At 57.0% G+C, this 19,333-nt stretch carries 18 protein-coding genes; 16 read left to right on the forward strand and 2 right to left on the reverse strand.

Annotated elements, in window-relative coordinates; all coding sequences use genetic code 11:
* Position 1: 1 nt before the first annotated feature.
* From hybE to fdhE, 16 genes are all read left to right on the forward strand, one after another.
* Positions 2-511, forward strand: coding sequence for a hydrogenase-2 assembly chaperone (gene hybE / locus HOY33_RS04445; RefSeq protein WP_330527577.1), 510 nt, complete (start codon positions 2-4; stop codon positions 509-511).
* Complete coding sequence (hypA, locus tag HOY33_RS04450; protein ID WP_172289014.1) at positions 504-845, forward strand: hydrogenase maturation nickel metallochaperone HypA; 342 nt, start codon at positions 504-506, stop codon at positions 843-845. Before hybE ends, hypA begins: the two co-directional genes overlap by 8 nt.
* Positions 846-884: 39 nt before the next feature.
* Entirely contained in the window at positions 885-1,910 is a 1,026-nt protein-coding gene (gene hypB, locus HOY33_RS04455) for a hydrogenase nickel incorporation protein HypB (protein ID WP_172289015.1), read from the forward strand.
* Positions 1,901-2,188, forward strand: coding sequence for a hydrogenase maturation factor HybG (hybG, locus tag HOY33_RS04460; RefSeq protein WP_172289016.1), 288 nt, complete (start codon positions 1,901-1,903; stop codon positions 2,186-2,188). Before hypB ends, hybG begins: the two co-directional genes overlap by 10 nt.
* Entirely contained in the window at positions 2,175-3,290 is a 1,116-nt protein-coding gene (hypD, locus tag HOY33_RS04465; RefSeq protein ID WP_172289017.1) for a hydrogenase formation protein HypD, read from the forward strand. The genes hybG and hypD overlap by 14 nt, the downstream gene beginning before the upstream one ends.
* Positions 3,290-4,333 carry a hydrogenase expression/formation protein HypE gene (hypE, locus tag HOY33_RS04470; RefSeq protein WP_172289018.1) on the forward strand — a complete coding sequence of 348 codons (1,044 nt, stop codon included), beginning with the start codon at positions 3,290-3,292 and terminating at the stop codon, positions 4,331-4,333. Before hypD ends, hypE begins: the two co-directional genes overlap by 1 nt.
* Before the next feature lie 401 nt (positions 4,334-4,734).
* Positions 4,735-7,032, forward strand: coding sequence for a carbamoyltransferase HypF (gene hypF, locus HOY33_RS04475; protein WP_172289019.1), 2,298 nt, complete (start codon positions 4,735-4,737; stop codon positions 7,030-7,032).
* Between the two features lie 367 nt (positions 7,033-7,399).
* Complete coding sequence (gene hutW / locus HOY33_RS04480) at positions 7,400-8,713, forward strand: heme anaerobic degradation radical SAM methyltransferase ChuW/HutW (protein ID WP_172289020.1); 1,314 nt, start codon at positions 7,400-7,402, stop codon at positions 8,711-8,713.
* A 13-nt stretch (positions 8,714-8,726) separates the two neighbouring features.
* Positions 8,727-9,221, forward strand: a complete 495-nt coding sequence (gene hutX / locus HOY33_RS04485) for a heme utilization cystosolic carrier protein HutX (protein ID WP_233356303.1) — start codon at positions 8,727-8,729, stop codon at positions 9,219-9,221.
* On the forward strand, positions 9,218-9,847 hold the full coding sequence (locus tag HOY33_RS04490; RefSeq protein ID WP_172289022.1) for an NAD(P)H-binding protein: 630 nt from the start codon (positions 9,218-9,220) through the stop codon (positions 9,845-9,847). Before hutX ends, HOY33_RS04490 begins: the two co-directional genes overlap by 4 nt.
* Positions 9,848-10,033: 186 nt before the next feature.
* Positions 10,034-10,510 (forward strand): YlaC family protein, encoded by a 477-nt coding sequence (locus HOY33_RS04495; protein WP_172289023.1) that lies wholly within the window; start codon positions 10,034-10,036, stop codon positions 10,508-10,510.
* Positions 10,511-10,606: 96 nt separating this feature from the next.
* Complete coding sequence (locus HOY33_RS04500; protein ID WP_172289024.1) at positions 10,607-11,329, forward strand: glutamine amidotransferase; 723 nt, start codon at positions 10,607-10,609, stop codon at positions 11,327-11,329.
* 517 nt (positions 11,330-11,846) lie between these two features.
* Entirely contained in the window at positions 11,847-14,894 is a 3,048-nt protein-coding gene (gene fdnG / locus HOY33_RS04505) for a formate dehydrogenase-N subunit alpha (RefSeq protein WP_172289025.1), read from the forward strand.
* Between the two features lie 12 nt (positions 14,895-14,906).
* A complete protein-coding gene (gene fdxH, locus HOY33_RS04510; RefSeq protein WP_172289026.1) occupies positions 14,907-15,821 on the forward strand; it encodes a formate dehydrogenase subunit beta in 915 nt (304 codons plus the stop codon).
* Positions 15,808-16,437: a formate dehydrogenase cytochrome b556 subunit gene (gene fdoI / locus HOY33_RS04515; RefSeq protein ID WP_172289027.1), complete on the forward strand. Its 630-nt coding sequence runs from the start codon at positions 15,808-15,810 to the stop codon at positions 16,435-16,437. Before fdxH ends, fdoI begins: the two co-directional genes overlap by 14 nt.
* 5 nt (positions 16,438-16,442) lie before the next feature.
* The gene (gene fdhE / locus HOY33_RS04520) at positions 16,443-17,372 is read left to right on the forward strand and encodes a formate dehydrogenase accessory protein FdhE (protein WP_172289028.1); all 930 of its coding nucleotides are present in this window, start codon (positions 16,443-16,445) and stop codon (positions 17,370-17,372) included.
* 107 nt (positions 17,373-17,479) lie between these two features.
* On the opposite strand, the gene HOY33_RS04525 is transcribed toward fdhE, so the two are convergent.
* Positions 17,480-18,682, reverse strand: coding sequence for a multidrug effflux MFS transporter (locus HOY33_RS04525; RefSeq protein ID WP_172289029.1), 1,203 nt, complete (start codon positions 18,680-18,682; stop codon positions 17,480-17,482).
* Complete coding sequence (locus HOY33_RS04530) at positions 18,675-19,241, reverse strand: TetR/AcrR family transcriptional regulator (protein WP_172289030.1); 567 nt, start codon at positions 19,239-19,241, stop codon at positions 18,675-18,677. Before HOY33_RS04530 ends, HOY33_RS04525 begins: the two co-directional genes overlap by 8 nt.
* Positions 19,242-19,333: the final 92 nt, after the last annotated feature.

Genomic DNA, 19,333 nt, shown 5'->3' on the forward strand with positions numbered 1-19,333 from the left:
CATGATACCGGGTGAGCGCAAGGAATCTTCATTGATTATCGGCGATGATTACCATCCGGCGACCTGGCTGGAGCCGATGTTTACGCGGATTGCGCGGGAAAAAATGCAGATGCTGCCTTTTTTTCGGCCGGGCATTCCGGTCAAGGCCTGCGGATTTACCCTGTTTGAACAGCAGTGGGTCGGCTGTCTGCTGACGCCGTGGATGATCAGTCTGCTGGTATTGCCGGGGCCGCGGCAGGTTTGGCCGCTCAGGACGCCGGCCGATCGTCTGGCGCTGGCATTGCCCTGCGGCAATGTGACCTTTGTGGTCGGCGAGATGGCCGGCAAGCAATATTTGTCCTGCTCGCTGATGTCGCCGCTTGAGCACGGCATCAGCGGGGAACAGGCCATTTTACTGGCGGAGCAGAGCGCCAAAATGGCGTTGTCGTTGCCGGTAAAAGACGCGGATGCGCCATTGAATATCAGCCGACGCGCGCTGTTTAGCCGAAATCGGAGTGAGAACCATGCATGAAATTTCCATGTGCTATAGCGCACTGGAACTGATCGAACAGCAGGCTCGTCAACATCATGCCCGGCGGGTGACCGCCGTCTGGCTGGAGATAGGCGCGCTTTCCTGTATCGAGGAAAGCGCCTTACGTTTTTGTTTTGAATCGGTTTGTCGGCAAACGCTGGCGGAGGGGTGTCAACTGCACGTTGCGGTTCGGCCGGCGCAGGCATGGTGCTGGGAATGCAGCGCCATGGTGGCGGTGGTTGAGCACGGCGGCGGATGCCCGCGGTGCGGCAGCTACAATTTACGCCTGGATGACGGCGATAGCCTGCAATTAAAGCAGTTAGCAGTGGAGTAACGGACAGTTAAGGCCTAAAGATAGCGGGAGGAAAGCCCTATGTGTACCACATGCGGTTGCGGTGAAGGGGAAAGCAAAATTGAGGGTGACGAACATTCTCATGAACATGACCACCACCACGACCACCATCATGACCACCATCACGATCGCGGCCACGATCATCACCACAGCCATGACCACCATCACGGCGGCAAAATAAAGAGTCGCTGCGTGATTATCCATCACCACCACTACCATGGCGATGTTCATAACTATTACTACGCGCTGCCGCCGAAAGGCGGAAAGGGGGCGAAGCCGGTAAACAAGCAGGCCGCCGCCGAACAGGGCGAAACGGCCTTCCAGCCTGAAGTCGATGAGCAGGATCTGCATTACGGCCTGGGCGCGGCCGGAACACACGCGCCGGGCGTCGGGCAACAGCGTTTATTGCAGATTGAAATGGACGTGCTGAGCAAGAATAACCAGTTGGCTAAGCATAACCGGGCGCATTTCAAGGCGCAGAACATTCTGGCGCTGAATCTGGTTTCCAGCCCGGGCTCAGGCAAAACCACGCTATTAACCGCCACGCTGAATCATATCAGCCAGCAGGTGCCGTGCGCGGTGATTGAAGGCGATCAGCAAACCGCCAATGATGCGGAGCGCATCCGTGCGACGGGAGTGAGCGCGATTCAGGTGAACACCGGAAAGGGCTGTCATCTGGATGCGCAGATGGTGCATGACGCCGCTCATCGCTTGCAACTGCCGGACAACAGCCTGTTGTTTATCGAGAATGTGGGCAATTTGGTGTGTCCCGCCGGGTTCGATCTGGGCGAACGCGCCAAGGTCGCGGTGCTGTCGGTGACGGAAGGCGAAGATAAGCCATTAAAATATCCGCATATGTTTGCCGCCGCGTCATTGATGGTGATTAATAAAATCGATCTGCTGCCTTATCTGGATTTCAATCTGGACGCCTGCGTCGCCAATGCCAGACGGATTAATCCGGCCATTCAGATTATCGCCTTGTCCGCCCAGAGCGGCGAAGGCATGGATGAGTGGCTTGGCTGGCTGGAGGCACAGCTATGTGCCTAGGCATTCCGGGCAGGGTGGTTTCAGTCGGCGAGGATATTCACCAACCCGCGTATGTCGACGTCTGCGGCGTACAGCGGTCGGTGAATATCGCGCTGGTCTGCGAAGGCTCGCCTGCCGAACTGGTGGGGCAATGGGTGCTGGTGCACGTCGGCTTCGCCATGAGCCTGCTGGATGAGCGGGAAGCGCAGGATACGCTGGCGGCGTTGCAGTCGATGCGAGCCATTGGACTGGAGTTGGATGACATGCGACAGACCGGGGCTGACTATGCAGTACGTTGATGAGTTCCGCGATCCTGAGCTGGCGAAAGCGTTGTTGCGGCGCATCCGGGCGCTGGTGGCGGAGATGCCCCAATTGCGCGAACGTCCGCTGCAACTGATGGAAGTGTGCGGCGGTCATACCCATGCGATTTTCAAGTTCGGGCTGGATCGGCTGCTGCCGCCGGAAATTGAGTTTGTGCACGGCCCGGGCTGCCCGGTGTGTGTCCTGCCGATGGGACGTATTGACGCCTGTCTGGAAATCGCCGCCCATCCTGAGGTGATCTTCTGTACCTTCGGCGACGCCATGCGCGTGCCGGGACGTCACGGTTCGTTGCAGGACGCGCGCCGTCATGGCGCGGATGTCCGCATCGTCTATTCGCCGCTGGATGCGCTGCTGCTGGCGGAAAAAAATCCGCAGCGGCAAGTGGTGTTTTTCGGTCTGGGATTTGAAACCACCATGCCCAGTACGGCGCTGACGCTGCAACAGGCCAAACGCCGCAATATCGCCAACTTCACCCTGTTCTGTCAGCACATCACCATTGTTCCGACGCTGCGCAGTTTGCTGATGCAGCCCGATCTGCGTATCGACGGTTTTCTGGCGCCGGGGCATGTCAGCATGGTTATCGGCGCTTATCCGTATCAGGCGTTATGCGATCGTTTCAATAAGCCGTTTGTGGTGACCGGATTCGAACCGTTGGATATTTTGCAGGCGTTGCTGATGCTGGTCAGTCAGATCCACGACGCGCGCTGTGAGGTGGAAAATCAGTATCGGCGCATTGTTCCCGACGGCGGCAACCACCTGGCGCAACAGGCGATGGACGAGGTGTTTGAAACCCGGTCCAGCAGTGAATGGCGCGGCTTGGGGGAGATCGCCGATTCCGGTATGCAACTGCGCGAAGCGTATGCCGATTTTGACGCCGAACGTCGCTTCAACCCGCGGCATCAACGTATTGCGGATGAACCCGACTCGCGCTGCGGCGAGGTGTTGACCGGGCGCTGCAAGCCGGCGGATTGCCCGCTGTTTGGTCAACGTTGCACCCCGGAGAAGGCGATTGGGGCGCTGATGGTGTCCTCGGAAGGGGCGTGTGCCGCTTATTATCAGTATCGGCGGGAGTGTGCCTGATGACGACTTCAATACAGCCGCAAAAGACGGCGCTAAAAGAAATTACCCTGGCGCATGGCAGCGGCGGCCGGGCGATGCAACAGTTGATCGAACAGCTTTTTTTACAGGCATTTGATAATCCGCTGCTGGGGCAGCGGGAAGATCAGGCCAGACTGCCGTTGGCCCCGCTGGCGCAGCAGGGCGATCGGCTGGCGTTCACCACCGACAGCTACGTGATCGATCCAATATTTTTCCCCGGCGGGGATATCGGCAAACTGGCGGTGTGCGGCACGGCCAATGATATCGCCGTCAGCGGGGCGACGCCGCTTTACCTCTCCTGCGGTTTTATTATCGAAGAGGGCTTTGCCGGCGCCGACCTGCTGCGGATAGTTGAATCCATGGCGCAAACCGCGCGTGACGCCGGGATACAGATTGTGACCGGCGATACCAAAGTGGTGCCGCGCGGCGCCGCCGATAAGATTTTTATCAATACGGCGGGGATCGGCGTGATACCGACGGACATTCACTGGGGAACCGGGGAAATTCGTCCCGGCGATAAAATTATCGTCAGCGGTACGCTGGGCGATCATGGCGCCACCATTCTTAACCTGCGTGAACAACTGGGGCTGGAAGCGCAACTCGCCAGCGACTGCGCGGTGCTGGCGCCGCTGATCGCGCCGCTGCGTGACATCGACGGCGTGCGCGCATTGCGCGACGCCACGCGCGGCGGGGTGACGGCGATCCTGCATGAGTACGCGCAGGCCAGCGGCTACGGGATGGAAATCAACGAAAGCGCATTGCCGCTGAAGCAGGCGGTACGCGGCATCTGCGAGATCCTCGGGTTGGAGGCATTGAATTTCGCCAATGAGGGCAAGCTGGTGCTGGTGGTGTCGGCGGCGGCGGAAGCCGCGGTGCTGTCGGCATTACGCGCCCACCCGCTGGGGCGGGATGCGGCAACCATCGGTTCGGTGACGGAGAAGCGGCAGGTACGCCTGTGCGGGGTGTTCGGCGCTTCGCGGCTGCTGGATCTGCCGCATAATGAGCCGATGCCGAGGATTTGCTGACGACATTTCCCCTTGCAGGGAGAAAGCTTCTGCCCCTGACAAGGGCTGCTTTTTATACTCAAATGTAGGGACTCATGAGGGGTTTTGCCCTTACCCGGCTTCAGAAATTATGCTGAGGAGATAGCAGGCTTAGGATGAGCCGCATGGACGCGGCGAAAGCTTGCGTCACGTCGGGAACGTGTCGCAAGCGGTCCGTTAAGCCTGATACCGACGAAGGCACCTGCGCAGCAGGCATAATTTCAGCCGGAAGCCAGGGTTCTCAGGGCTGCGGCGACTGAGCGCCCTGAGTCGGGCGCGTGCTTCGACGTAGCATAAAAATACCTTTCTTTTCGCGCACGAAATAGCACTGAACTTACATAGAAACCTGTATAAACAGAAAAGGAATATATCCCCACGTAAGCATGAACAACAACGGTATTCAAATCCGGGTAAAAGGCAAAGTGCAGGGGGTGGGATTCCGGCCTTATGTCTGGCAGTTGGCGCATCGGCTGAAGCTGTGCGGCAGCGTCAGCAATGACGGCGCCGGGGTACTGATTCATCTTTATCCGTCGGAAAATATTGAACGCTTTATTAGCGAACTCTCGGCCGGGTGCCCGCCGCTGGCGCATATCGACAGCATTGCCAGCCAGCCGTGGCAGTGGACGACAATACCTACGGCATTCGAGATTGAACACAGCGGCGCCGGGCAGATGGATACGCAGGTGGTGCCGGATGCGGCCACCTGTGAAGCCTGCCGGCGCGAAATGAACGACCCGGCTAATCGCCGTTATCGCTATCCGTTTATCAACTGCACCCACTGCGGCCCGCGTTTTACCATTATTCGTCGGATGCCCTACGACCGCCCATTTACCGCAATGGCGGATTTCCCGCTGTGTCCGCGCTGTCTGGCGGAATATCAGCACCCGGCGGATCGCCGTTTTCATGCTCAGCCGAACGCCTGTGCGCAGTGCGGCCCGCAGGTATGGTCGGCGGCAGGGGCGGCGCAGCGACAGGTTGAAGGGGATGAGGCCATTCTTCAGGCCGCCGCCGCCCTGCTAACGGGGAAAATTGTGGCAATCAAGGGCATTGGCGGCTTTCATCTGGCCTGCGACGCCACCAATACACCGGCTGTTCAACGCCTGCGCCAGCGTAAACATCGCCCCGGCAAGCCGCTGGCGGTGATGTCGCCGGATGCGGCATGGCTTGAGAGATGCGCCGACGTGGCCGATATGCCGGCGGCGTTGAGGTTGCTGGAAAGTACGGCGGCGCCGATTGTTCTGTTGCCGTTGCGCCGGGACGGCCCGCTGTCTGAGGCAATCGCCCCCGGTCTGTGTGAAGTCGGGCTGATGTTGCCCGCCAATCCGTTGCAGCATCTGTTGCTGGCGCAGGTTAATCGCCCGCTGGTGATGACCTCCGGTAATGCCGGCGGTAAGCCCCCGGCGTTGACCAATGCGCAGGCGTTGGAGCAACTGAGCGGCATTGCCGATCTGTGGTTAATGCACAATCGGGATATTGTGCAACGGGCCGATGACTCGCTGGTGAGGCTGCTCGACCACGATTTATTTAACAATAGGGCGGAAATGCTGCGTCGGGCGCGTGGCTATGTGCCGGATGCGTTACCGCTGCCGCCGGGTTTCGTCGGGCAGCCTGCGCTGCTGGCGATGGGCGCCGATTTAAAAAACACGTTTTGTTTACTGCGCGAGGAAAACGCGATTGTCAGCCAGCATCTTGGCGATCTGGCGGACGGCGATATCGAGCGGCAATATCGCCAGTCCATCACGCTGTTTGAGAATATTTACCGTTTTGCGCCCAATGCGGTGGTGGTTGATGCGCATCCCGGCTATATCAGTCATCGTCTGGGAAAAGATCTGGCCGAACAGCGGCAAATCCCCTGCATTGAGGTATTGCATCATCACGCCCATATCGTTTCTTGTCTGGCGGAACACCGCTGGCCGCGCGACGCCGGCCCGGTGATTGGGTTGGCGCTGGACGGCATTGGTTATGGCGCCGACGGCCAGTGGTGGGGCGGAGAATGTTTGCTGGCGGACTATGCCCGCTGCCGGCATAGCGGCGGATTACCGGCCGTCGCGTTACCCGGCGGCGATCTGGCCGCCCGTCAGCCGTGGCGCAATCTGCTGGCGCAGTGGCTGCGCTTTGTGCCTGACTGGGCATCGTTGCCGGAAGCGGCGGCGATCCCGGCCGATCCCTCCGCGCTGCTCAGTAAGGCGATTGAGCGGGGGATCAATGCGCCGTTGGCGTCGTCCACCGGGCGCTTGTTTGATGCGGTCGCCGCCGCGACGGGGTTCGCCGCCCTGAGCCAAAGCTGGGAAGGGGAAGCGGCCTGCTGGCTGGAGTCGCTGGCGCGGAGGAGCCGGCAATGGCAGCCTCCGGTCACGCTGCCGCTGCTGGCGGATAACCGCCTGGATTTGGCGACCTTCTGGCGGCAGTGGCTAGCCTATCGCGCGGCGCCGGCCGACAGAGCCTATGCGTTTCATCTGGCGCTGGCGCAGGGCTTTGCCGCGCTGGCCCGACGGGCGGCGGAACAGCATGGCGTCAATACGGTTGTGCTGTGCGGCGGCGTTATGCACAACCGATTGCTGTCCGAACTGCTGCATCAGCAGTTGCATGGATTCACGATACTGCAACCGCAACGGCTACCCGCCGGCGACGGCGGCCTGTCGCTGGGGCAGGCGCTGATCGCGGCGGAGAGATTATCTTAATGAAGAATAATTAATTATCCTCCCGTTGAGGGTAGCGCTCTTTATTTTTAATACATTGTTTATAAATAGTATTTTCTCATGCCGCCGCTTTCGGTTAATCCTCTTTATTTCCTGAAAATTAATAAATTTTAATAAAGCGCTCTTTGGTATCATTCTGATAACAACTAAAAGGCTTTTTTATTTTTAATGTATTGAAAAACAAAATAAATATTTATTTTATTTTCTTCATCTGGTTAATGATTTGGTTAATAAATCGCGTCATTACTGAAATAACCGAATAAGGGCGTTCGCTATTCAGCCAGCCTTATTGATAAATAAAAATAATTATCATTTAATCATTCCATTGCTTCTGACGGGATGGATATGAATGAACATAGATTTGACGCCCTATTATGCCCGGCCAGGCGAACAGCCGTTTGATTCGCGACGTATGGCTATGCCCTGGCGCAATCATGTGCCGCTTTCTCCTGAACAGATCCCCGCCAGTTGGCAGGCATTGAAACAGCAGGTTTTGCCAGCCCGCAAGCGCCTGCTGTATTTGCATATTCCTTTCTGCGCGACGCACTGTACCTTCTGCGGCTTTTATCAAAATAAACTGCGTGCGGACAGCACCGAAACCTACACCCGTTATCTGTTGCAGGAACTGGCGATGGAGGCAGACAGCGCGCTGCATCAGTCGGCTCCGATTCACGCGGTTTATTTTGGCGGGGGCACGCCGACGGCGCTGGCCGCTAATGAGCTTGAACAGATTATCCGCGCCATTCGCGCCTCGCTGCCGTTGGCCCCGGACTGCGAGATTACCATCGAAGGGCGGGCGATGGATTTTGACGATGAGCGGATTGATGCCTGTCTGGACGCGGGAGCCAACCGTTTTTCCATCGGTATTCAAACCTTTGATAGCCGTATTCGCCAGCGCATGGCGCGCACGTCCGATAAACAGCAGTCGATCCGCTTTCTGCAACGGCTGTGCCAGCGCGATCGCGCGGCGGTGGTGTGTGACCTGATTTTCGGCCTGCCGGGGCAGACGCCGGAAATCTGGCGTGAAGATTTGGCGATTGTCAGCGATCTGCCGCTGGATGGCGTTGATCTTTATGCGCTGAATCTGCTGCCCACCACGCCATTAGCCAGGGCGGCGGAAAACCAGCGGGTCGACCTGCCGGATGTCACCGCGCGGCGTGATTTTTACCGCACCGGCGCGGCATTTCTGGCGCAGGCGGGTTGGCATCAATTGAGCAACAGCCACTGGGCCAGAACGACCCGGGAGCGCAATCTGTATAACCTGTTGATCAAACAAGGCGCGGATTGTCTGGCGATGGGCAGCGGCGCGGGCGGTAATCTGAATGGTCAGTCCTATATGATGGAGCGCAGTCTGGAACGCTATTACCAGCTTGTGGATCAGGGGCAAAAACCGATCATGATGATGACCCCCGCCAGTCCGGCCGGTCTCTGGCAGCACCAGCTTCAGGCGGGCATTGAAGTGGGACGCATCGTACTGCCGCAGCTGACAGACCGGGCCAATGAGCTACAGCCGTTGCTCAGCCAGTGGCACCAGGCGGGACTCACCCGCGACGACTCGACCTGCCTGCGTTTAACCGATGACGGCCGCTTCTGGGCAAACAATCTGATGCAGGCATTGCAGCAAATTATTCCGCAGCTAAATGCCAAAGAACACGCTTATTAAGGGGAACTTGCTCATGACATTGCATGATTTACTTGCTACCAATCCCGACGGCACGCTGGAAGATATCGCCAGCCAGTACAACACCTCGCTGTTCAAGGTGGTCAAGGCGCTGCCGGCGGCGCAGTGCGTCATTGTGCCGGGCGATCGGTTCGACCGCGTGTGGGAGAGCATCGCCGGTTGGGGGGAAGTGACGTTAATCAGCCATACGGCAGACGCCATTCTGGAATTCAAAAGCGCATTGCCAACGGGAACGCACCGTCACGGTTATTTTAATCTGCGCGGCAACAATGGATTGAGCGGACATATTCGCGCGGTTAACTGCCGGCATATTGCCTTTATTGAACGGAAGTTTATGGGAATGGACACCGCGTCCGTGGTGTTTTTTAATGCCGACGGCGCTGCTATGTTTAAGATCTTTCTTGGACGGGATAGCCATCGTCAACTGTTAACCTCGCAGGTCGATGCGTTCCATACATTAGCGATTGAGTTACAACCGGAGCAGGTATGACGTGGCTACTATTTGGAGCAGGTCAGGGCGTGGGGGCCTGTTTATTACAGCGGGCCATTGAGTGTAAGCAATCGGTGGTGGTCGTGCTACGCGATCCTGAACAGGCCTCCCAGTGGCGCGCCCAGGGGATAACCGTGGTGCAGGGGGATGCCTGTGATGCCGAGGTGGTGGCGAAAGCCTGCCGAGCGGCGGGCGAGTCGGCGATCGTGGTGTCGACGATGGGCGGCGGCGCAGTGAACTATCACGGCCATCGCGTGGTGATCGACGGCGTGGAGCAGGCGGGCATCACGCGCATGTTGCTGGTGACGTCCCTGGGTTGCGGCGACGGTTGGCCGTTGTTGTCAACGCGGGCTAAAGCCGCGTTTGGACAGGCCGTACGGGAAAAATCGCTGGCGGAAAGCTGGTTACAGACCAGTTCGCTGGACTATTGTATCGTCCGTCCGGGCGGGCTGTTGGATGTTGTCGCCACGCATAACGCGCGGCTAACGCAGGGGAATGCCGTATTGGGGCTGGTGTCGCGTCAGGATGTGGCGCTGGCCGTCGATCGGCTTTTGCAACAGCCGCTCTTCGGTAATCAGATTTATAACCTCATCGATCCTGAACTTGAACTACCCGCCATGCCGTAATCCGATGGGCGTCTGACGCGTGCCGATACCGCTCCGCGAAAGCGGGGCATCGGCCGGCGTCGCCATCAATCCCCACTTCTCCCAAACGACATCCGTTATCTTATGTCTATACTCTAATCGACGGCAGACAATGTTGTTATTTTGTTAATGGCATAAATGTATCCATGAGCGTAACGGGTGGTGGTGATGGATGAGGTGAAACGCATTCTGACCGAGGAAATCGAGAAAATTAACCGCAAAGAAAAACGCGATAATAAAATAAGGTTTAGTCGAAAATTCATACAGACTCATCCTTATCTTGTTACCGGGATGCTGGTCAGCTATGTTCCGGTCGCTGCTATTCTGATCTACGTCTCTTATTTTGGCTGGCCTTATTTCGTCGGCTTTACGCTGTTCGTGCTGGTGATGACACTGTCTCTCTCATTGGACATTCGTCCTCGATATCGCTTCGAGGACATTGATGTGTTGGATCTGCGCGTCGGCTACAACGGCGAATGGTTCACCATTCGGCATGTGCCGCAAGACGCGTTGGATAAGCTCTTGGGTAATGAAAATGTCCCGGCTTCGGTGAAAACAGGAATAGAAAAAATCCTGTCGACCAAAGGTGAAGTGGATTTTTACGACGTCTTTTCGTTGGCCTATCGTCAACCGTCTCCAGAGTGATCGGCAGAGGCGGCGCGTTTTGCTTTTATGCTGCGTTGACGCGCCGGATGGCGTAAGATTTTCGTTGATTCCAGAGACGGCGGGTAGAACAGAACCATGAGCAAAAAGAGAGTGCTGGTTATTCAGATGGGGGAGCCGCCGCAGGGCATTTCCTCGCAGGTTGGGCAACAGGGAAAATGGTTTAGCGATGCGCTGCCGGACGGAACAGAAAATCTGCATGTGGTGCGCCCCGATCGGGGAGACGCCCTGCCTCCGTTTGATGGTGTGTCGGCGGTGATTATTTCCGGTTCGTGGGCGATGGTGACCGACCGGCTGGAATGGAGCGAGTATACGGCGGGTTGGCTGCGTGAGGCATTTTATGCCGATATGCCGATGCTGGGCGTTTGTTATGGACACCAGTTGCTGGCTGACGCGCTGGGCGGCACGGTGGGAAATAACCCGAATGGCAAAGAAATCGGCGTGCAGCTTGTGACCGTCAATGACGGAGCGGAAAACGACGTCTGGCTACAACATCATCCCCGGCAGTTTACCGCCTATCTCTCCCATCAGCAGTCGGTGCTGGTTCCACCTGCCGGGGCGCAGGTATTGGCGGGGTCGCAGGCCGATCGTTGTCAGATTATCCGCTATAGCGATCGGGTGCTGACGCTACAGTTTCACCCGGAATTTAACGTGGCGATCATGCAGGCATGTTTACGCTATAACGACGCCGCATTGCGGCAGGCGGGTTATGATGTCGGGCGACTAATGGACATTGCGCAGGAGCCGGTTTGGTCGCGCCGGATTCTACTGGATTTTGTTCAGCGCTATGGCGCGCGATAGTGCATTCCTTAGCCGATAAATTTGTTTCGGCTATTTACGACATACCCTTCAAACCTCTCACTAAATAAGAAAAATTAAGCCCCGGTCATATTATTAACCGGGGCTTATTTATTGGTGCAGGCAAATAAATCAGCCCCTCAAGCATTGGATAAAAAATAACATACGGGTGTTTTACCCGCCATACTTAAGGTTGTATGTGCGTGGGCCTCAGTCCGCAGGGGCCGCTTCCGGCGGGTTTGCCAGTCATCTGAATTAGTTGGATATATAAAATAATACAAATGATTATTATTTTTATTATCAATTCAATTATTGGCGATGCATCGACTAGGCTGCGCTGATTTTGTGACGTGAATGTTGTTATTTGGATAAATATTTGAGGTTTTATTATTTCGGAGCATAATACTTATTGTTAATAAGGTCTTTAGCGGTCTCATGACCGCTTTATTCTTTCCTATAAAAAGAAATAAACGTTTTATCCCGACTTTTACTGTGAGCGATGTGGTGTGAGGAGTTTTCCATGCAGGTCAGCAGACGACAGTTCTTTAAAATATGCGCGGGGGGCATGGCCGGAACAACGGTGACAGCATTGGGTTTTTCTCCCGCTGTCGCGTTGGCTGAAACCCGGCAATATAAGCTTTTACGCGCCAAAGAAACGCGCAATAACTGCACTTACTGTTCCGTCGGGTGCGGGATTTTAATGTATAGCCTTGGCGACGGAGCCAAAAACGCCAAACCGTCCATTTTTCATATCGAAGGCGACCCGGATCATCCGGTCAGTCGCGGTTCGTTATGTCCGAAAGGGGCGGGGTTGATTGACTATATTCATAGCGATCAGCGCCTTAAATATCCGGAATATCGCGCCCCCGGTTCGGACAAATGGCAGCGTATCAGCTGGAATGACGCCTTTGATCGTATTGCCCGCCTGATGAAAGCCGACCGGGATGCCAACTTTATTGAGAAAAACAGCGCCGGGGTGACAGTCAACCGTTGGCTGACCACCGGTATGCTGTGTTCGTCGGCGGCCAGTAATGAGACCGGCATGCTGGATTTTCGCTTTACCCGCGCGCTGGGCATGCTGGGGATTGATACCCAGGCGCGGCTGTGCCATGCCCCCAGCGTGTCGGCGCTCGCCCCGACGTTCGGGCGCGGCGCCATGACCAACAACTGGGTGGATATCAAGAACGCCAATGTGGTGCTGGTCATGGGCGGCAACCCGGCGGAAGCGCACCCGGTCGGGTTCAAGTGGGCGGTTGAGGCCAAAGTCAAAAACGGCGCCAAGCTGATTGTGGTCGATCCCCGTTTCAACCGCTCGGCATCGGTGGCCGATCTTTACGCGCCGATCCGCGCCGGTTCCGACATCACCTTCCTGCTGGGCGTGGTGCATTACCTGCTGAGCAATAATAAAGTTCAGATGGAGTATGTGAAGTCCTACACCAACGCCAGCCTGCTGGTGCGCGAGGATTATCATTTTGAGGACGGTATTTTCAGCGGTTACGATGCGCAAGCGCGCAAGTACGATCGCACCTCGTGGCACTACGAGCTGGATGAAAACGGTTTTGCCAAACGGGATCTCACCCTGACCGATCCGCGCTGCGTCTGGAATCTGCTTAAACAACACGTTAGCCGCTACACGCCGGAGGTGGTGACCCGCATCTGCGGGACGCCGCAAGACGAATTTCTGACCATCTGCGACATTCTGGCTTCCACCTGCGTGCCGGATAAAACGGCGACCATTCTGTATGCGCTGGGCTGGACGCAGCACACCACCGGTTCTCAGATGATCCGCACGGCGGGCATGATCCAACTGCTGCTGGGCAATATCGGTATGATCGGCGGCGGCATTAACGCGCTGCGCGGCCACTCCAATATCCAGGGCTACACCGATCTGGGGTTGCTGTCCCTGCGCCTGCCGGGTTATATGGATCTGCCCTCGGAAAATCAAACCACGTTGCAGACTTACCTGGAACAAATTACCCCGAAAGCGCTGCTGCCCGATCAGGTGAATTACTGGAAAAACACGCCGAAATTTTTCATTAGCCTGATGAAAAGCCTTTACGGCGAGCATGCGCAACCGGAAAACGATTGGGGTTTTGACTGGCTGCCCAAGTGGGATCAGAGCTACGACGCGCTGAACTACACCCAGAGAATGATTGAAGGCAAGGTCAACGGCTATATCGCGCAGGGGTTTAACCCGATAGCCGCCTTTGCCGACTCCAATAAAGCCCGCGACGCACTGAAGACGCTGAAATTTCTGGTGATTATCGATCCGCTGGCGACCGAAACCTCCAACTTCTGGCAAAACCACGGCGAGCTGAACGAGGTGGATCCGTCACAAATCCAGACGGAAGTGTTTCGTCTGCCGTCCAGCTGTTTTGCGGAAGAAAACGGCTCGATTGTGAACTCCGGCCGTTGGCTGCAATGGCACTTTAAAGGCGCCGAACCGCCGGCCGAAGCCCTGCATGACGGGGTGATTCTGGCGGAGATTTTCCTGCGCCTGCGGGAAATGTACGCCAAAGAGGGCGGCGCGAATCCTGAACCGGTGCTCAATATGGCGTGGAATTACCTGAATCCGCTGGATCCGTCGCCGGAAGAAGTGGCGAAAGAGGGCAATGGCTATGCGCTGGCGGATATTCATGACGAACAGGGCAACCTGGTGCTGAAGAAAGGCCAGTTGCTGTCTGACTTTTCGCAACTGCGCGACGATGGCACCACCGCCAGTTTCTGCTGGGTCTATACCGGCTGCTGGACTGAGCAGGGCAACCAGATGGCCCGGCGGGATAACGCCGATCCGTCCGGACTGGGCAGCACGTTGGGCTGGGCCTGGGCCTGGCCGCAAAACCGCCGCATTTTGTATAACCGCGCCTCTGCCGATGAGCAGGGCAATCCGTGGGATCCGCAGCGCGTACTGATCCGCTGGGACGGACAGCGCTGGCTGGGGATTGATACCCCGGACTACGGCAATGCGGCGCCGGGCAGCGGCGTCGGGCCGTTCATTTTGCAGGCCGAAGGCATGGGACGCCTGTTCGCCATCGACAAGCTGACCGACGGCCCGTTCCCCGAACACTACGAACCGGTCGAATCGCCGTTGGAAAAGAGTCCGCTGCATGAAAATACGCGCTTTAATCCGGTCGCCCGGCTATATGAGTTTGATAAACAGCGCATGGGCAACGCGACGGAATATCCGTATGTCGCCACGACCTATTCGATCACCGAGCTGTTCCGCCACTGGACGAAACATGCGCGGCTGAATGCCATCGTGCAGCCGGAACAGTTTGTGGAAATTGGCGAAGCGCTGGCCGAGCAAAAGGGGATCCGCGCCGGGGATATGGTCAAACTCAGCAGTAAACGCGGCTATATCAAGGCCAAAGCCGTGGTCACCAAGCGTATCCGCACGCTGATGATTGAAGGCAAGCCGGTGGAAACCATCGGCGTGCCCTGTCATTGGGGTTTTGAAGGCACCACGCAGAAAGGGTTTCTGGCGAACATCCTGACGCCACACGTCGGCGATGCCAATACCCAAACGCCGGAATATAAGGCGTTCCTGGTTAATTTGGAAAAGGCGTAGCGGAGAACGATTATGGCCATGCAATCACAAGATATTATCCGTCGCTCGGCGACCAACTCGCTCACGCCGCCGCCGCAGGTTCGCGATCATCAGGAACCCGTCGCCAAACTTATCGACGTTACCACCTGTATCGGCTGCAAAGCCTGCCAGGTGGCGTGTTCGGAATGGAACGATATTCGCGACGAGGTGGGGCACAACGTCGGGGTTTACGATAATCCGACCGACCTGACCGCCAAATCCTGGACGGTGATGCGCTTCTCGGAAGTGGAAGAGCAAGGCAGGCTGGAATGGCTGATCCGCAAAGACGGCTGTATGCACTGCGCCGATCCGGGCTGTCTGAAAGCCTGTCCGGCGGAAGGCGCGATTATCCAGTATGCCAACGGCATCGTCGATTTTCAGTCCGAACACTGCATCGGTTGCGGCTACTGCATCGCCGGTTGTCCGTTCGATGTGCCGCGGCTGAATAAAGAGGATAACCGGGTCTACAAATGTACGCTGTGCGTCGATCGGGTGGCGGTGGGTCAGGAACCGGCCTGCGTCAAAACCTGTCCGACGGGGGCTATCCATTTCGGCACCAAGCAAGCGATGAAGGATCTGGCGGCGGAACGGGTGATCGATCTCAATAGTCGCGGCTATGACAAGGCAGGACTGTACGATCCGGCGGGCGTCGGCGGCACCCACGTGATGTACGTGCTGCATCATGCGGATAAGCCGCAGCTTTATCACGGCCTGCCGGACAACCCGACGATCAGTCCGACGGTGACGTTCTGGAAAGGCATCTGGAAACCTCTGGCGGCGATTGGTTTCGCCGCCACCTTTGCCGCCAGCGTATTCCACTATGTCGGCGTCGGCCCGAATCGCGTAGAAGACGACGAAGAGGGCGCGGATGAGGCGCAACACGAGGATAAACAGCATGAAAAAGAGTAATCGTATCCAGCGTTATAGCGCGCCGGAGCGCATTAATCACTGGATTGTGGCATTCTGTTTCGTGTTTGCCGCCATCAGTGGTCTGGGTTTTTTATTTCCCTCGCTGAACTGGATGATGCACATTCTGGGCACGCCGCAACTGGCGAGAATTCTGCACCCCTTTGTGGGGGTGGTGATGTTTATCGCTTTTCTGTTAATGTTTTTCCGCTACTGGAAACACAACCTGATTAACCGCGATGATGTCGAATGGGCGAAAAACATTCATAAGATTGCCAGAAATCAGGAAGTCGGCGACACGGGCCGGTATAATTTCGGCCAGAAATGTGTGTTCTGGCTGGCGATTATCAGCCTGATACTGCTGTTGGCGAGCGGTATCGTCATGTGGCGGCCGTACTTTGCCGATGCGTTCCCCATTCCGATTATTCGTCTGGCCCTGCTGGTGCATTCGCTGGCGGCGGTGGGGCTGATCATCGTGATCATGGTGCATATCTATGCGGCCTTATGGGTGAAGGGAACCATTACCGCCATGGTGGAAGGCTGGGTGTCGACGTCATGGGCGAAGAAGCATCATCCGCGCTGGTATCGTGAGCTACAACGTAAACAACAGGAAAAGTAACCCTGATGAGTATCCGTATTGTTCCCCGGGAACAGTTAGAAAGTAATGAGAAATCAACATCGGTGGGAAATATCCCGCCGCTGCTTTTTGCTAATCTGAAAAGTTTGTACAGCAGCCGCGCGGAGCGGCTGCGTCAATTGGCGCAAGATCATCCGTTGGGCGATTATCTGACCTTTGCCGCGAGCGTGGTGGAGGCGCAGCGGAAAGTGCTGCACGACCATCCGTTGCAGCTTGATTTGACGGGCATATTAGCGCAGGCCGGCAATCGCCCGCCGCTGGATATCGAGGTGTTTCCCCGTGATGCGCACTGGCACACTTTGCTGCGCGCATTGATTGAAGAACTTAAGCCCGAGGCCGAGGGGCCGGTGCTGGCGACGCTGGAAAATCTGGAAAAATCGTCGGAGCAGGAACGGGAAACGCTGGCGAGCGCGCTGTTCAGGCACGAGTTCAGCGCGGAAAATAACGATAAAGCCCCGTTTGTCTGGGCGGCGCTGTCGCTGTATTGGGCGCAGATGGCCAGCCAGATCCCCGGCAAAGCGCGGGCGGAACCGGGCGAGCACCGCCAGTTTTGCCCGGTGTGCGGCAGTATGCCGGTATCCGGCGTCGTGCAACTGGGCGCCAGCAGCGGACTGCGTTACCTGCACTGCAACCTGTGCGAAAGCGAGTGGCATATGGTGCGGGTGAAATGCAGTAACTGTGAGGAATCCGGCGATCTGAACTATTGGTCGCTGGACAGCGAAAACGCGGCGATCAAAGCGGAGAGCTGCGGCCACTGCGGCACCTACCTGAAAATTCTGTATCAGGAAAAGGATCATCGCGTTGAAGCGGTCGCCGACGATCTGGCCTCGCTGGTGCTGGATGTGAAGATGGAAGAAGAGGGCTTTTCCCGCAGCAGCATCAACCCCTTTCTGTTCCCGGAAAGCGAAATCCGCTGATCGGATGGCCGCAGTAAACGCGGAGCCAACCGGCTTCTGTCTGTCGCGGAAAGAGACAGGCAGAAGCGTTCTCTGTGACGAATACCGCCCCTATGGCGGTGATAAGATCATCCGGCCGGCGATTTGCCGCTCCGGCGCACCAGCAGCGCAAACGAGGCGATTGCCAGTGCATAACACACCACGATCACCAGCGCCATGGAGAGTGCCGACGTGCCGTTTAATCCGGTAAAGGGTACGCTTAATGCGCCCAGCGCGAACATGCTGACGCCAATCAAGGCGGATGCGCTGCCCGCCTTATCCCCCTGACTCTGCATTGCCAATGCCGATGCGCTGGGGCCGACGATACCGATAATGATGATGGAAAAGAACAGGGGGATCAGCAACCATATCAATGTCGCTTGCAGAGCGGAGGCCAGCAGCAAAAGTAATGACGAGACGGCCGCGATCAGCAACCCCAGTTTAAGTATCCGCATTTCTCCCCAGTGGCGGCTGAATCGCGTGGAAATCTGCGCCGCGAAGATCAGTCCCACGCTATTGATGGCGAAACACAGGCTGAACATCTGCGGGCTGAGCTGGTAAATTTCCTGTAAGACAAAGGGGGACGCGCCGATATAAGCAAACATGCCCGCACCAGCGAACCCCTGAGCCAGACACAGCCCCATAAAATGACGTTGCGCCAGCAGGCTTCCCAACGAGGCAACCAATGAACCGACGCCGCCGGTAACCCGGCGCTGCGGCGGCAGGGTTTCGGGCAGGCGCAGCGCGGAAAGCGCCAGCAGCAGGGCGGCGATAATCGCCAGCGCAATAAAAATGCCTCGCCAGTCCATGATACTCAGCATGGCTCCCCCCATCACCGGCGCCAGAGCCGGCGCAAGGCCGTTGATCAGCATCAGCAGGGCAAAAAAGCGGGTTAACTCATGGCCGGAATAAAGATCGCGCGCCACCGCCCGTGATAATACGGCACCGCCGGCGCCGGCCATTCCCTGGATAAAACGCGCGGCGATCAGGTGGTTGATATCCTGCGCCTGCGCGCACCAGACCGAGGCCGCCAGAAAAATCAGCAGTGAAAACAGCAATGGACGCCGCCGTCCTACTTTGTCGCTCAGGGGGCCAAGAATCAGCTGGCCGGCTCCCAGGCCCAGCAACCCCGCCGTCAGGCTTAACTGAGCGGCGGCGGTGGTGGTGGACAGATCCGAGGTTAATTGCGGCAAGGCGGGAAGATAAAGGTCGGTACATAGCGGGCCAAGCGCCGCCAGCAGCCCCAGGATTAGTGCATAACCCAAACGAGATGATCGCATAACATTACTCATTGATGATTTCAGGAAACGTGTGTTGGAAAATATGTTGATAGAGTTGGTTCAGCATCGCCGGCGAGGCTTTCTGGTCGATGACCATGCGAAATGCCGTTCCTTCGGACAACGCGGCCATAAACTCGACGCGAGCGGCGATTTGCGGCGGCGTCAGATGCGGATAGCGTTGTTGCAGCATCACGGTTGCCTGCTGAAACAGTCTGGCGTCGGACTCTTGCAGGATCGCCGCTATGCGGGGATTGCGGGTCGCCTCCGCGGTGACTTCCAGCATCAACGCCTGGTCTTCTTCACGGGAGCTTTCATCACCAGACAACCTGCGTTCTGACAGCATTTTCGCCATCTGCGATGTGCGATTTTCCCCCAATGTTAAAAACAGCAGTTTGTTGCTGACAATCCGGCTGACGATTTCTTCAATAATGGCGTCCTTGTTGGCGAAGTAACGGTATATTTGCCCTACGCTAAGCTGCGCGTGCTTGGCGATTTCCGCCATGCCTGCGCCGTGGAACCCCGAGCGGCGAAAACAAAGGCGTGCCGCCGCGATGATTTGGTCACGTCGCATGTTTATTCGTTCCGATTTAGTGATGGTTTTTTGCACGTTCCCCTCCTAACGTTAAGACGCTCACCTTTACAAGATCCTTGCATAATCTTGTC

The sequence above is a fragment of the Brenneria sp. hezel4-2-4 genome, assembly GCF_013155275.1.
Taxonomy (GTDB): domain Bacteria; phylum Pseudomonadota; class Gammaproteobacteria; order Enterobacterales; family Enterobacteriaceae; genus Brenneria.